General features: G+C 51.9%; 11 protein-coding genes. All 11 read left to right on the top strand.

Going from position 1 to position 14,694, the window contains the following annotated elements; genetic code table 11:
- Positions 1-45: 45 nt before the first annotated feature.
- The 11 genes from MHI24_RS23785 (at position 46) to MHI24_RS23835 (ending at position 14,667) form a co-directional block, all read left to right on the top strand.
- Positions 46-603 carry a sigma-70 family RNA polymerase sigma factor gene (locus MHI24_RS23785; RefSeq protein ID WP_340021988.1) on the top strand — a complete coding sequence of 186 codons (558 nt, stop codon included), beginning with the start codon at positions 46-48 and terminating at the stop codon, positions 601-603.
- Entirely contained in the window at positions 585-1,736 is a 1,152-nt protein-coding gene (locus MHI24_RS23790) for a DUF4367 domain-containing protein (RefSeq protein ID WP_340021989.1), read from the top strand. The genes MHI24_RS23785 and MHI24_RS23790 overlap by 19 nt, the downstream gene beginning before the upstream one ends.
- Positions 1,737-2,132: 396 nt before the next feature.
- Entirely contained in the window at positions 2,133-3,476 is a 1,344-nt protein-coding gene (locus MHI24_RS23795; protein WP_340021990.1) for an extracellular solute-binding protein, read from the top strand.
- Between the two features lie 172 nt (positions 3,477-3,648).
- Positions 3,649-4,611 carry a sugar ABC transporter permease gene (locus MHI24_RS23800; protein WP_340021991.1) on the top strand — a complete coding sequence of 321 codons (963 nt, stop codon included), beginning with the start codon at positions 3,649-3,651 and terminating at the stop codon, positions 4,609-4,611.
- Positions 4,608-5,456, top strand: a complete 849-nt coding sequence (locus tag MHI24_RS23805) for a carbohydrate ABC transporter permease (protein ID WP_340021992.1) — start codon at positions 4,608-4,610, stop codon at positions 5,454-5,456. Before MHI24_RS23800 ends, MHI24_RS23805 begins: the two co-directional genes overlap by 4 nt.
- Before the next feature lie 199 nt (positions 5,457-5,655).
- Positions 5,656-7,419 (top strand): sensor histidine kinase, encoded by a 1,764-nt coding sequence (locus MHI24_RS23810; RefSeq protein WP_340021993.1) that lies wholly within the window; start codon positions 5,656-5,658, stop codon positions 7,417-7,419.
- 45 nt (positions 7,420-7,464) lie between these two features.
- Positions 7,465-9,069, top strand: a complete 1,605-nt coding sequence (locus MHI24_RS23815) for a response regulator transcription factor (protein WP_340021994.1) — start codon at positions 7,465-7,467, stop codon at positions 9,067-9,069.
- Positions 9,070-9,273: 204 nt separating this feature from the next.
- Positions 9,274-9,969, top strand: a complete 696-nt coding sequence (locus MHI24_RS23820; protein ID WP_340021995.1) for a response regulator transcription factor — start codon at positions 9,274-9,276, stop codon at positions 9,967-9,969.
- A gap of 4 nt (positions 9,970-9,973) precedes the next feature.
- Positions 9,974-11,215, top strand: a complete 1,242-nt coding sequence (locus MHI24_RS23825) for a HAMP domain-containing sensor histidine kinase (RefSeq protein ID WP_340021997.1) — start codon at positions 9,974-9,976, stop codon at positions 11,213-11,215.
- 115 nt (positions 11,216-11,330) lie between these two features.
- A complete protein-coding gene (locus tag MHI24_RS23830) occupies positions 11,331-12,020 on the top strand; it encodes an ABC transporter ATP-binding protein (protein WP_340021998.1) in 690 nt (229 codons plus the stop codon).
- Positions 12,013-14,667 carry an ABC transporter permease gene (locus MHI24_RS23835; protein ID WP_340021999.1) on the top strand — a complete coding sequence of 885 codons (2,655 nt, stop codon included), beginning with the start codon at positions 12,013-12,015 and terminating at the stop codon, positions 14,665-14,667. Before MHI24_RS23830 ends, MHI24_RS23835 begins: the two co-directional genes overlap by 8 nt.
- Positions 14,668-14,694 lie beyond the last annotated feature (27 nt).

The raw sequence follows: 14,694 nt of genomic DNA on the forward strand, positions 1-14,694 counted from the left end.
TGTTATATCTATAGATTTACAGAATGAAAGCGAAAGGAGACTATTGTGGACTCTACGGAAGAGAAAGTTAGAAGGATACAGGCTGGAGAGGCCCACCTGTTCTCGGATGTCATCAGGCTGTACCAGCACCGGATCTACCTCTACTGCTACCGGCTGCTGAATAACAGGGAAGAGGCGGAAGACGCCGTGCAGGATGTCCTGATTAAGGCTTACCAGAATATCCGGCAATATAAGCCACAGGCAGACTTCACCTCATGGCTCTACAAAATTGCTTATCATCACTGCCTGAACCAGCTCCGGCGGCAAAGGTTCCAGCAGCAGGTGCGCAAGCTGCTCCGGCAGGAGGTTACGGCGAAGAGCGCCGAGCAGGTGGTTGAGAACCGCCTGTTCAGCGGGCCGGTTGCCGCAGCCCTGGAGAAGCTTAAGGTCGAAGAGCGGAATCTGCTGATTCTGCGGATTTTTGAGGATAAATCATTTGCGGAGATCGGCGAGATTCTGGGGATCAATACGGAAGCGGCGCGGAAGAGATATGAACGGACCCGGAGCAAATTAAAAATCGATATGGAGCGAAAGGAGCATCAGCTATGGGCAAGAGTGAATTGACACAGGAAGAACGGTTCTTGAAGGAGGGAGACCGGTCCGCCGGCATTCCGCCCGTGGATGTGCATGATCCGGTGATGCAAATGCTCGGTATAGCAGGCATCTTGCCTGCTGAAGGAGAGGACACCATGCTGCAGACACTTCCGCCAAGGGAAGGAACTGCAAAAGTGATGCGCAAGCTGGAGCCGCAAGCCGCAGCCGGACGGAGCCGGAGAAGATTTCTGGGAATGCCGGTGCAGGGCTGGGTGGCGGCAGCGCTTGTTCTGGTGATGCTGGGCGGAGGCTATACCCAGTTCTCCGGTGAAGCCGGGAGGGGGGCGGGAGCCAAAGCTCAGTACAAGGTACTGCCTTACAAGCCGATTCCGGCGACGAATTCAGGCCATATGATTGAGAAAACAAAGTATCCCATAATTCCCAGCAAAAATCCCTCCAAGGTAGAGCCGTTGAGTAAAGAGGATGATATGTACAGCCTGAAATATAAAAAGAGCATTAATACCCTTGAGAAGTTGCTGCCTCCTGGTGAATATGCGACCTTTCTAATCGAGCGTAAAGACGGGAAGGGGACGCCTGGACTTGGCTTGTACTGCCCGCCGATAATACTCAAAGAGTATTCTGTCTATAAAACTAGTGTGGAAAAGTACAAAGCTCCGGAATTGAACAAGCCGGAGTATTTGCCGAACGGCTATACCTTGGAGCGAGCCATCGTCAGACCTTCCTTCATCAAGGTGGATGATAACCTCAAGGTTACGGGGGTAAGCAAGATCGATCTGGGTGATAATTTCCAGATGCGCTGGAGAAAAGAGAAGCCGGAGAACATTACTTATGAATCTTCGCTGGTATACAAGAAAGACAAGATTCAGGTGAGAATTAGCGCCTCGCGTGTCGATGAGAAGGCTAAACCGGGAGAGAGCTTGTTGTGGACTAAAACGACCAAGGTCGAGAACATTGAGATTGACGGCAAGCAGCTTATTTATCTCGAAACCTCGGCTAACGAGGAGATCAATCTGGGCTTTAAGAATAGGCTCGTCTGGGCAGACCCGGAAGCAAAGATCATTTATAATATGTCAGTCGCCCAGGAGAAATCAGAGCTGAGCAAGGATGAGATCATCCGCATTGCCGCAAGTATGATGAAATAGGCATTTCATTCTATATAAGTACTGGGTGCGCCACGTAGGCCGGATGTAATCGAAAAACCGACCACATTGGGCACTGCGTGGGCGCGTGGCCCAAATGTAATCGAAAAACCGATCACAATTGGACTCTGCTCGGTGCGTGGTCCAAATGTAATCGAAAAACCGATTCACATTGGGCACTGCGTGGGCGCGTGGCTCAAATGTAATCGAATAACCGATCACATTCGGCCTGCGCAGACGGATGAGATATAGAAAAGTGAGTGAGCCGTTCACGCGGCAGAGTGATTTTTTCGTAAGATTTTATAATAATTCGTGCATTGCTCTCCTATGAACTTCAATTCCATATTGTTACTATAACTATGTAGCAAGAGAATACAGATGTATACAGGAGGGTTAAAGATGTTGAAATGGAAGCGTTCTCTTTCGGTGTTGGCCATGACAGCTATACTGGGAACATTGGCTGCCTGCGGCGGCGGAGGGAATAACACGAATAATGCGGGTGCGGCTACGGAAGCGCCTGCCAGCACCAATGCGGCGGCTGCAACGGAAGCACCAAGCAGCGGTGGAGAGCCGGTCAAGCTGCGGATTATGTGGTGGGGCTCCCAGCCGCGGCATGAGGCTACCCTGGCAGCGCTGGACTTGTACACGAAGAATAATCCGAACGTAACATTCGAGCCGGAATACTCCGGGATGGACGGATACCTCGACAAATTGTCCACCCAGGCTGCTGCCAACAATGCGCCCGATGTAGTGCAGCTTGACCCGGGCTGGATGCCGGACTGGATGGCCCGTCAACAGCTGGCTGACCTGGCCCCTGAGGTGGATGTAAGCAAATTCGATACCAAGCTGCTGTCCGGCGGACAGCTGGACGGCAAGCAATACGCTGTTCCGCTCGGCTCTGTAGCCTTCGGTATGGTCTACGACAAAGCCGCGATGGATAAGCTGGGCATTGCCAATCCTGCCAACGGCTGGACGTGGGATGACTTCTTCGCCCTGGCGAAGGAATCCAAGTCCAAGCTGCCGCAGGGCCAGTATTTCACATTAGACTATGCAGGTAACTACTTCATGTACTCCGCCTACCAGTATGCCAAAGGTAAAGGACAGGTCATCACGGATGACGGTCATTTCAACGTAGATGAAGCCACCTATCTGGACTGGACCCGCAAGTTCGAAGAGCTGCGCAAGGAAGGCCTGGTTCCTCCGGCGGATGTGAACGCATCCGATAAGGAAATGGACCCGCAAATGGATCTGCTGGCTGCCGGCAAGGTGCTGTTCCGTTACAGCTTCTCCAACAACCTGGGAACCTGGGACAGTATCAAGCCGGGCGCTTACGCCCTGGTGACCATGCCGCGTGCTGAAGAGGCCGGCGGCTGGCTGAAGCCATCCATGTACATGGCGGTAACCAAGACCTCCAAGCATGCTGAAGAAGCCAAGAAATTCATCAACTGGTTCGTGAATGACCCTGAAGCGGCTAAGATTACCCAAACCTTCCGCGGCTTGCCGGCCAACAAGGATAATGCCGCTCTGCTGGAAGCGAACATGAGCGATCTGGATAAGGTGGGCCTCGGTCTGCTCCGGGCCACGGAGCCGGATGGTCAAGTCTGGTCGGCTGGAGCCGGCGGCTGGACGAACTTCGTGGACAAAGACTGGGTGCTTGTGCGTGACCAGCTCAGCTTCGGTAAAGTTACACCGGAAGAAGCCTTCAAGCAGCTGAAGGAAGCTTCTATGTCCTACGAGAAATAAACGAAAGAACGGAAAGCCCGGGCAGACAGATGCCCGGGCTTTTGCTTTGAGTCATTTCAAGCTGAACTTATCGTTATATTTTGAAAGAATTCGAGCATTGCCCTCCTTTAGCAGAAGCGCTTGTGAATTATATACTTAAGCTATACAAATTGACGACAAGAGGTGACCACAGATGAACCGTTCCACAACCACTATAGCCGAAGGCGCACCATCGCTGAAGAAAAGCTCATACTTCAAAAGCCGATGGAACGCTCCGCTTGCCGGCTATTTATTTATTTCGCCTTGGCTGATCGGGTTCCTGGCGCTGACGGCGTATCCGTTATTTTTATCCCTGTATTATTCATTCACTGACTACACGCTGATGCAGCCCATGAAATGGATCGGGGCCCGCAACTATGAAAGGATATTCACCGCCGACCCGAAATTCATTCAATCCGCCAAAGTCACATTTACGTATGTGCTGGCCTCCGTGCCGCTGAAGCTCGCCGCCGCCCTGTTCGTAGCGATGATCCTCAGCAAGGCCGTGAAGGGGATCGGCGTCTACCGCACAGCGATCTATTTCCCTTCGCTCATCGGAGGCAGTATCGGTGTCTCACTGCTGTGGCGGAATATTTTTGGCGTAGACGGTGTGTTCAATAAGCTGATTGCGGTCTTCGGCATCGAGGGCAAAAGCTGGATCACCAACCCTGACACGGCGCTGAGCACACTGATTCTGCTGACGGTCTGGCAATTCGGCTCCACGATGGTTATTTTCCTGGCCGGGCTGAAGCAGATTCCGAATGACCTGTACGAGGCCTCATCGGTGGACGGAGCCAACAAGGTGGTCCAATTCTTCCGCGTCACCCTGCCAATGCTGTCGCCGATTCTCTATTTTAACCTGATCATGGCTGTCATTAACGCCTTCCAGATGTTCACCTCAGCCTTCGTAATTACGAACGGCGGGCCGATGAACGCAACTTATGTATACGCGATGTACCTGTATGAAAGGGCATTCAGCCGCTATGAACTGGGTTATGCCTCTGCTCTGGCCTGGATCATGCTGATCGCTATTGTGGCTGCAACGCTCCTGATCTCCTTCAGCTCGAAGTATTGGGTATTCTACGAAACGGACACAGGAGGGAAAAAACGCAAATGACAACATCTCTGAATTGGAAGCCTGCACTGCGGCATGTATTCATGATTCTCTTCAGCTTCGTGATGGTCTATCCGATTGTCTGGTGGATTGGCGCCTCACTGAAGGACAGCACCGAGCTGGGCTCGCCGGGGATTTTCCCGTCGGTCCTCAAGTGGGAGAACTTCACCAACGGCTGGAACTCGGTTCCCGGTCATACATTTACGGACTTCTACATTAACACCTTCTACCTGGAAATCATGGTGCTGATCGCAACCCTGCTGTCGACTACACTGGTTGCCTTCGGATTTGCGAGACTGGATTTTCCGCTCAAAAAGTTCTGGTTCTCCATTCTGATGCTGACGCTGATGATGCCCGGACAAGTTCTGATTATTCCTCAGTACGCCTTGTTCCATCAGCTGGGCTGGGTCAATACGTATCTGCCGTTCGTCGTTCCCCATCTGCTGGCGGGCGGGGCCGGGGGGAGCTTCTTCGTCTTCCTGCTGATCCAGTTTATCCGCGGTGTGCCGAAGGAACTGGATGAATCGGCCAAAATCGACGGCTGCTCCTGGTTCGGCATTTTCTGGAGAGTGGTGATGCCGCTGGCCTTCCCGGCGGTTGTTACGGTGACCATTTTCTGCTTCCTGTGGAACTGGGATGACTTCCTGGGCCACCTGCTGTACATCAACACGGTCGAGAAATATACAGTCGGTCTTGCACTGCGCATGATCAACGACTCCCAGTCTGCGGCTGAATGGGGCCAGCTCCTGGCGATGTCGCTTGTCTCTATTATTCCGGCTACCCTGGTATTCACCTTCCTGCAGAAGTATTTCGTGGACGGGATTGCGACAACAGGCATAAAGGGATAAGATTTAAAAAACATCACTCCGATAACGGTAAAGCGCCTGATTCCCATTCGCCGCTTTACCGTTTATTTCGAAATATAAGCATTTATAGGTTTCACACAATAATTTATCCTTCTATTTCTCGCTGAAACGGCACCGTCCTTTAAAAGGACGGTAAAGCCGTTTCTACTTGTGTGAACGGGAGGCAAAGGAAGGGAAGCGCTTGACCAATCCTTTTAAGAAGTACAGGATCGACCGTCTGTTTTTCCATAGCTTCGCGATTGTGCTTATTCTTGTAATCGCTGTTACGGCCTGGACCAGCTACAGCAATTCCTCGAAGGCGCTCGTGGAGACGACCTCACGCTATCAGCAGCGGCTGCTGGATGAATTGAACAATGAGATTTCTACCCGGCTGAATATGATCGAGCAGATCTCGCTGTCCACCTCACGGGACAATGAGCTGACGGCCTACCTGCAGAACCGGCAGGATGATTTCGAACGCTACCGCAAGCGCGTCGGCGTGGAGAGTGCGCTCGGCAATCTTACCTATGCCATTCCGTTAATCCAGGGGATTGACCTGTATATGGATCAGCCGATGCCGAGCGACGGCCAGAGCTATATCCAGTTCCGCAGTATGGCCGATCTGGATAAGCAGCCCTGGTCCGTCAGCCTGCGGAAGGTCGACTTCGCCTGGTCCGGCGAGCATTCCATTCCCAGTATTCAGGGGGACGTACCGGTTCTCAGCTTCGCCCGGAAGATCATGGTAGAGAACGACTATTTGGGTGTGCTCGTCATCCACATCAAAGCGAAGGAGATCCGGGAGCTGCTTACCGGCAACTCCACCGGGTCGAACCGTATTATGACCGACAGCGGGGGCAAGCAGATTCTGAAGATCGGGGAGACGCTTGAACCCGGCGAGTGGTCGAAGTGGATTGATCTGAAGAGCAACAAGTCCGGTTATGTGCATATTCCCGGCAACGAGGATTCGGGAAATAAGCTGCTGGTCTATTCGCGGATGGACAACTCCATCTGGACGCTGATCGAATTCACCTCCTGGAGCCAGATTACGGCAAGCAGTCTGAAGCTGGCGGAATGGATCGGCCTGATCGGTCTTGGCGCCATCCTGCTGGTGCTGCTGCTGACCCACTATCTGAGCCGGCAATTCACCAAGCCGATCAAGCAGCTTGTCAACGCCATGAGAATGTATTCAGTTGGCGTGAGTAAAGAGGAGCTGCCCGTGGATTACGAGAATGAATTCGGTTATCTGTTCTCCGGCTACCGTAAGCAGAACGAGCGGATTGAGGAGCTGTACCGGTCGCTGGAGCAGCGGTATGAGCAGCAGCGCAAGGCGGAGATTGAAGCGCTGCAGGCCAACATCAACCCGCATTTTCTCTATAATATGCTGGATCAGCTCAACTGGATGGCGATAGAAGCGGGACAGGATGAGCTGAGCCGGATTCTGGAGCTGATGGGCCGGATGTTCCGCATCGGCCTATCCAACGGGGCAAGCTTCATTAAAGTGTCGGAGGAATTGGAGCATATCGGTTGTTATCTGGAGATCCAGCAGCTCCGCTGGGGAGGCGGGCTGGAGTACAAGATCGAGGTGGAGCCGGAGCTTCAGAAGCTGTATCTCCCTAAGCTGACCCTGCAGCCCTTCGTGGAGAATTCGATTGTCCACGGGTTCAATAAGCAGCGCAGCGGCCAGATCGTGATCCGCATGGCCAAGTCGGGGGAGACTCTGCAGATCACGATCGAGGATAACGGAGCCGGGCTGAAGCAGCCGCAGGAGCGGCCGCGCAAGCGCCACACAGGCGGCTATGGTATTCACAATGTGAGAGAGCGGATTGCCGGATATTTTGGAACCGGCTATGGGGTTACGCTGATGGAGCGTGAAGAGGGAGGAACCCGGGTAGAGATCAGCCTGCCGCTGCTCCCTGATGCCCCGGCGCAGAAGCTGCCGGCTTCTCTCACCAGGAGGGACGGCTGATCCCGCGGCAGCAGGAGCTAAAGAAGCTTAAGGAGGCGACAGGAGATGTGGAAGATCGCGATTATTGATGATGAGCGCCAGGTGCTTCAAGGCATGAAGCGGGCGATTCCCTGGGCGGAGCTGGAGGCGGAATGGGCCGGGGAGGCGCTGAACGGCGAGGACGGACTGGCGATGATCCGTACGGTCTGCCCGGACATTGTCATCACCGATATTTATATGCCGGTCATGAATGGCCTGGAGATGATGGAGCATCTAAGGAATGAGGGGTTCACGGGCAAAATTATTATTTTGAGCGGATACTCGGACTTTGAACATGCCCGGGCGGCGCTCAGGCTTCAGGTCAGCGACTATGTCTCCAAGCCGATCAGCCTGCCAACGCTGAGAACAATCCTCCAGCGGGTCATTGCCGAGCTGGTGCAGGAGAAGGAGAAGCAGCTCCGGCAGGGCGAGCTGGAGCTGAAAATGATGCTCTACGAGCCCTTCGTCGAGAAGGAGTGGGTCCGCGCGGCCGCTGTCGGCACCCTGGACCCTTCCTACCGGACTGACAGCCATATTCCAACCTCATACCAATATTGGCTGGACCGGCGTCATGTCACTATCGGGATCGAAATGCTCCGCGATGACCGGGCCTGCTCGTTCTCGGTGTCCGACTGGAATCTGTTCCGCTTCGCAGTCAGCAATATTGCCTGTGAGGTGACGCGCAAGGTCTACGCCGAGATGGAATACACCGAGCTGAACAGCCACAGGGCTTTATTGATTGTTCATCCTGCTGAGGAATGCGGGCAGCAGCTGGAGGAGCTGGGGACCCGGCTGATCGACAGCATCAGCTCCTATCTGAAGCTGGTGATCCGCGTCGGCATCGGAGGACTGAAGGATACGTGGACGAAGATTCCCGAATCCACGGAGGAGGCATTCCGCGCCATGGATCAGGGAGCCGCGCGGATCAGTCCGGCCTATGAAGTGTACCGCTACCGGGAGAGCCACAGCAGCGGGCAGGAACGGGGAGCCTTGTTCCCGGTTAAGTTCTCCTACAAGCTGGCCGCCGCGATGAAGGCTTCGCAGGAGGCGGAGGCGCAGCAGCTTGTATACGAATACATTACAGAGCTGCAAGCGCAGCAAGGGGTCTCCGCCGGCTACGTGCAGATGCTGGGCAGTGAGCTATGGGGGATCATCACTTACTCTTTGTATGAGGCGGGTTTCGTGCTGGATGATCTGTTCACCAATGACCAGATCGCCCAGGAGATCGGCAATCTGGTGCTGCCGGATCAGCTGGCCGCCTGGCTGTCCGCCAAGATTACAGCGATCTGTGCCAGCCGCCAGTGGAAGGGCAGCAGCAAGCACAGGCAGGTGGTTGATTTCATGACCAACTACATTCATGAGCATTATGCCGAAGAGCTTACGCTGGCCGATCTATCGGATAAGGTGTTCATCTCGCGCAATCATCTGTCGATTATCTTCAAGAATATTACCGGGGAGACCTTCAACAACTACCTGACCCGGGTGCGGATCGAGAAGGCCCGGGAGCTGCTCATGCAGCGCAATATGCTGGTCTATGAGGTGGCGGAGCGGGTAGGCTACAAGAACATTCCGTATTTCAGCACCCTGTTCAAAAAGATCACCGGCATGAATCCCACCGAACTGATTAAATGAGTGTATCTCCCGTACCCTTCGCTGCGCCGGGTACGGGATTTTTTGCGTCTGATTTCAGAGCTTGCCTGATTGCCCTGCAGTGAGAATAGGCTGCCTCTACAGGGCAACAATGTTACTGAATGGCATGTATGACTTGAGCATGGAAGCTGCATCCGTTAAGCTGATTCTAGGCAATACTGCTGCTAATTGAAATGGGGTATTCTTATGAGTCGTATTCTGGTCGTTGAAGATGATGAGAACTTTGTATTTGGCATCGAATATACCTTGAAGGCCGAAGGCTATGAAGTTGTTCTTGCCGGGAGCTTAATGGAAGCAAGGCGGGTCATTGCCGTCACAGGGATAGATATCGTGCTGCTCGACATTAATTTGCCGGATGGAACAGGTTATGAGCTGTGCAGGGAGATTCGGACAAGCTCTCAAGTGCCTATTATCTTCCTGACTGCCTTAGACGAGGAGACCAATGTCGTTGCCGGTCTGGAACTGGGGGCCGACGATTATATGACCAAGCCCGTGCGCACGAAGGAGCTGCTCTCCAGAATCAAAGCGGTGTTGCGCCGCAACAACAGCTCTAAGGAAAGCTTGAAGGTATGGAAGTCCGGAGAGATAGAGGTCCGGCTGCTTGAAGGAATCGTTCTTAAGAATGGAAGGGAAGTTTTACTTACCAGCATAGAATACCGGCTCCTGTTAATGTTTCTGTCCCATCCGAAGCAGATCTGCAGCCGAAGTGCGATCTTAAGAGATATATGGGATCTTTCGGGCGAATTTATTGATGATAATACATTATCCGTACATATCCGCCGCTTAAGGGAAAAACTGGAGTCAAATCCGGCCTCACCGGAATATATCCTCACCGTCCGGGGCATCGGCTACAAATGGAATACTGAAACGACAGGGGGGTAAAGGGATGCAGGCAGTGGTTCGGAATCCTGAATGGAAGGCGATCTCCATCAAGCTGTTGCTGTTGCAATTCTTTTTTGCATTATGCCTGTTTCTGCTGATGAATGGACAGCTCGAACGAATCAGCCAGGTGATTGTAGACCAGAATGTCGCTTTCGTTGGACAGGTATTGAAGAATGATCCTTCGCTGGAGCAGGAAGTCATTCATTATGTCACCCAGGGTGCAGACTCTGAGGAGATTGCACTGGGCAGACAGGTATTATCCCGGTATGGTTATACACAGCAGATGAATATCGCTGACCAGCCGGCGCTTTCAGGCATAGCCCTGCCGTATTACGCAGCCGGAATGGCGTTGCTGTTCGTTATTCCGGTTTTAATGCTCGTATTCTGGGAGTATCGCCGGTTCTTTTCCAGAATCCGCAAGGTTGCCTTTGCGGCAGACCAGGTGGTTGAAGGCAAATTCGATCAATCTTTACCTGAAATTGATGAGGGGGACTTCAGTGTGTTAGGCCATAGCTTCAATGCTATGGCAGGCAGACTAAGCGACAGTGTTGCGCAGTTGAAGCAAGAAAAGACATTTCTAAGCAATCTGCTGGCCGATATTTCGCATCAGCTCAAAACACCGTTAGCCTCTCTTATCGTGTTCAACGAACATCTGCTGGATGACCCCCATATGGATGCCAAGCTGAGAGCGACTTTTCTGGAGCGCAGCAAGCTGCAGCTTGAACGCATGGAATGGCTGATTATCAGCTTACTGAAGCTGGCAAGAGTGGAGGCGGGAGCAATTGCGTACAGGAAGCGGCAGGTCAGGCCTTTGGAAATAATCTATGACACAATGGAATCCTTGAGCGGATGGTCTGAGCCCAAGCAGCAGTCGATCATCGTGCACGGCGGAGAGAATATGATCCTTGAGTCCGATGAGGAATGGTTAAGTGAGGCGGTCAATAATCTGACTAAAAATGCGCTGGAGCATTCTCCAGTCTCCGGAGAAGTGCATATCGTCCTGGAAGATACTCCGTTGTTCTCTTCCATAATTATCCGCGATCAGGGCGAAGGCATCCCCCCCGAAGATCTTCCGCATGTCTTCACACGATTCTACAAAGGAAGAAGCAATGCCAAAGCGCACAGCATCGGCATCGGTTTGTCTCTTGCGAAATCGATTATCGAGGGTCTGGGCGGGACAATATCGGTGAGAAGCGAGCCGGGGAAGGGCTCCGAGTTCAGCATTATCTTCATCAAGTCTGTGTAGGAAGAGGAAGCTTACGGATCCGTAAGCTTCCTCTTCACTTTAATGTAAGCTTCCTTCTTTATAATGACAAATAGATAGAGCAAAGCGCAGCTTAAGTTTGAGGGAGGCACAGACAGTGGAAATCTTAACAACCAATCAGTTATGCAAAACCTATGGGAGCGCAGAGGCAAAGGTTGAAGCCTTGAAAAATATCAATATGAGTGTAAAAAAGGGGGAGTTTGTCGCGATCGTTGGGGCCAGCGGTTCAGGAAAAAGCTCACTCCTGCATATGCTTGGAGGCGTCGATCGTCCGACGAGCGGTCAAGTCATTATCGACGGGACAGATTTGTATTCCTTGAATGAAGCAGATCTGGCGGTATTCAGAAGACGTAAGATCGGGTTTATTTTTCAGGCGTATAATCTGATTCCTGTGCTTAGCGCAGAAGAAAATATCAAATTGCCGATATTACTGGATCATAAACAAATGGATGACAGCTACGCTGAAGAATTAATGAATCTCCTTGGGCTGAAGGACAGAAAACATCATTTGCCGAGCCAATTGTCCGGCGGACAGCAGCAGCGTACGGCGATTGGCAGAGCCATGATCAATAAACCTTCAATTATTCTGGCAGACGAGCCAACGGGGAATCTGGACAGCATTAACAGCAAGGAAATTGTTGATCTGCTGACCTTCTCGGTCCGGAAATACAATCAGACGCTGATTATGATAACACACGATCTGAATGTTGCCCAGAAGGCGGACCGTATCATAAGGATTAAAGATGGCGTCATTACAGAGAATTCAGGAACTGCTTATTATGAATAAATACACAGGACTGACGGAGAAATATTTGCTGGGACAGAAAAGAAGATCCATCCTTACTCTGCTGGGGATTGTTCTATCAGTGACGCTTCTCACTTCAATCGGAACTCTGGGCATCAGCTATCACGACAAGCTGATCCGCCAGGCCGAACAAGAATACGGGGATTACGAGGTCTCATTCAACGGAGTCTCAGGAGAGGCAGTGCCTCAGATTCTTAATCAGGCTGTGATAGACAGCACGGGAGTGATACACCGCGAAGGTTATGTAGCCATCAGCCGGACCAGTGAAAAGGAGAAGCAGGAGAATCCATTCGCTGCACCCTATCGCTACCTGAATGTTAAAGGATACGATAAAGGGGCGATGGAGAAGCTACAGGTCCGGCTGGAATCCGGACGACTGCCGAAGAATAAGCATGAGATTCTGTTGTCCTCCTTGAGTCTGCAGCATTTCGCCGTCAAGCCGGCCATCGGGGATGAGATCACTGTACAGCTGGGAGACCGGATTAATGCTGATACCAGAGAGCAGATCAGCCCGTACTCCGTCGGTGATTTCGGCTGGAGCCTTGATGAGGTCTTCAAGCCCGCTTCACGGCAAAAATATACTGTGGTCGGATATATGCAGCCCTCCGCCAATGCGAGCTGGTCCTCAAGCTTTATCTACCCGGCGATCACGTATGACGATCATCAGCAAACAGATGCGGCCCATAAATATTTTGTCTATGCTACCATGAAATCAATGGACCATATCCAGGACAAAGCCGAGTCTATTCTAACCTCACTTGCTGTAGACTCTTATGACAGCGGCACCGCCCTGGAGCTGAGCCGGGAAACGATGTTGAAGAGCGTGGGGCTTGAATATAACGATGCACTGCTGAAGCTGTACGGGAAGAGCATCTACGAAGGTGTGAATCACAGCCTTTTCTATGCGTTCGCGGCGATTATATTCATCATTATGGGGTGTACAAGCGCTGTAATTTATAATACCTTTCATATTTCTGTGCTGGAACGCATCTCCCAGTTTGGAATGCTTCGTTGTATCGGTGCCACACCGAAGCAGATTCGCAAGATTGTCTTGAAGGAAGCTGGTATTCTCAGTCTGCTGGCGATCCCTGCAGGTCTGTTCATAGGAACGGTTCTTATGAAAATTCTATTCTACAACATCAGTCTGCTGGCGCTAGGGTCCCTGAACGATATGCACATGATCATTTCTCTGCCGGTTCTGGCTGCCGCTTCCGCATTAGGCCTGTTAACCGTCTATTTGTCAGCCCTCGGCCCCGCCCGGACGGCGTCCAGAGTATCGCCGCTTGAAGCATTGAAGGGCTCGGTTGGCGGAGTAGCCATAATCGCTGACAGCCCGGGGCGGCAAGGCAGGATAGCCAAACGCCTCTTCGGCTTTGAAGGCGCGTTCGCCAGCAGAAATATCCGGAGAAACCGGAAGAAATTCCGGATCACCTCATTCTCTATCATGATTAGTATGATTCTCTTTATTGTGTTTCAAGGGTTATCCGGTTACTTGGGAACCCCCTCGTCCTCGGGGATTGATTATTCCTATTCGCTGCAATATGAGCGGGCCTCGGAAGGAATTCCTGACTCCGTATATACGGATATTGCTCAATTGAATGGAGTAGATCAGGCGTTCAAATTCTATAACCACCAGATCATGGCTCTTGTTCCCAAGGAGAAGCTGAACCCGGAATTCTATAAGGGCTGGAAGGAGATTTACAGCGTGGAGACCAAAGAGGGCTACCGGACAGATAATAACTTCCTGGTATCTTATGGAACGAATGGACTGGATGCTCTTCGCAGCAAGCTCACTTCAGGTCAGATTAATATTCAGCAGATGGACGCTGACAACGGAGTCATTGTCATTCAGAAAATCAGCATGGTCACGGAAGCGGGACAAAGGATAATTCTAGATCAGACCCGCTTCAAGGTAGGGGATAAGATCAAGGTGAAGGCAATGGACGGGGGGAGTGCGTATAAGACGCTAACCGTTATGGGGATCGCCGATGAAGCGCCGTTGTCTCAGGGATATATTAAGAGTGCAGTTCTGTCGTTCATTACTACCCCCAAGGTGGTGGCGGAGATTACCGCTGACTCCTCTTACAAGCGGATATTTATCCATTCTGATGCAGAGGCGGATCATAAGCCAGTTCTGGATTATCTGAATAGTCTCACTCAGAAGGATGCGGCGTACAATTACAACGACCGGGTCAAGCAACTGGAGCAGGACCGCAATGATGCGATAACGATCAATATCTTCTTGTATGGCTTCATAGGTGTCATTGTGTCGATTGCGTTCCTCAATATTCTGAATACAGTGAGCACGAATCTGATTCTAAGAACGAAAGAATTCGCCGTGCTGAAGGTCATCGGCATGACGCAGCAAGCTGTCCGCAGAATGGTCTTGCTGGAAGGCGTACTCTATGGAACCATTGCAGCCGTTTACGGAAGTATCATCGGGGCAGGCTTAAGCTACGGCATTTCCTATCTGATAAAAGATGCCCTGCTAATGGATTGGACGATTCCCTGGGGAAGTATGGCTGTGGCTGCTTTGGGTGCCATTGCCGCTACCACCCTGGCAACCCTGCTATCCTTGAAGAAGATCAATCAGATCAATATTATCGATGGGCTGCGTCAGGAAGCCTAGAGGTCAGGAAGTCTAGAAGTCTGCGCT

The sequence above is a fragment of the Paenibacillus sp. FSL K6-1096 genome (assembly GCF_037977055.1).
Classification (GTDB): domain Bacteria; phylum Bacillota; class Bacilli; order Paenibacillales; family Paenibacillaceae; genus Paenibacillus_AQ.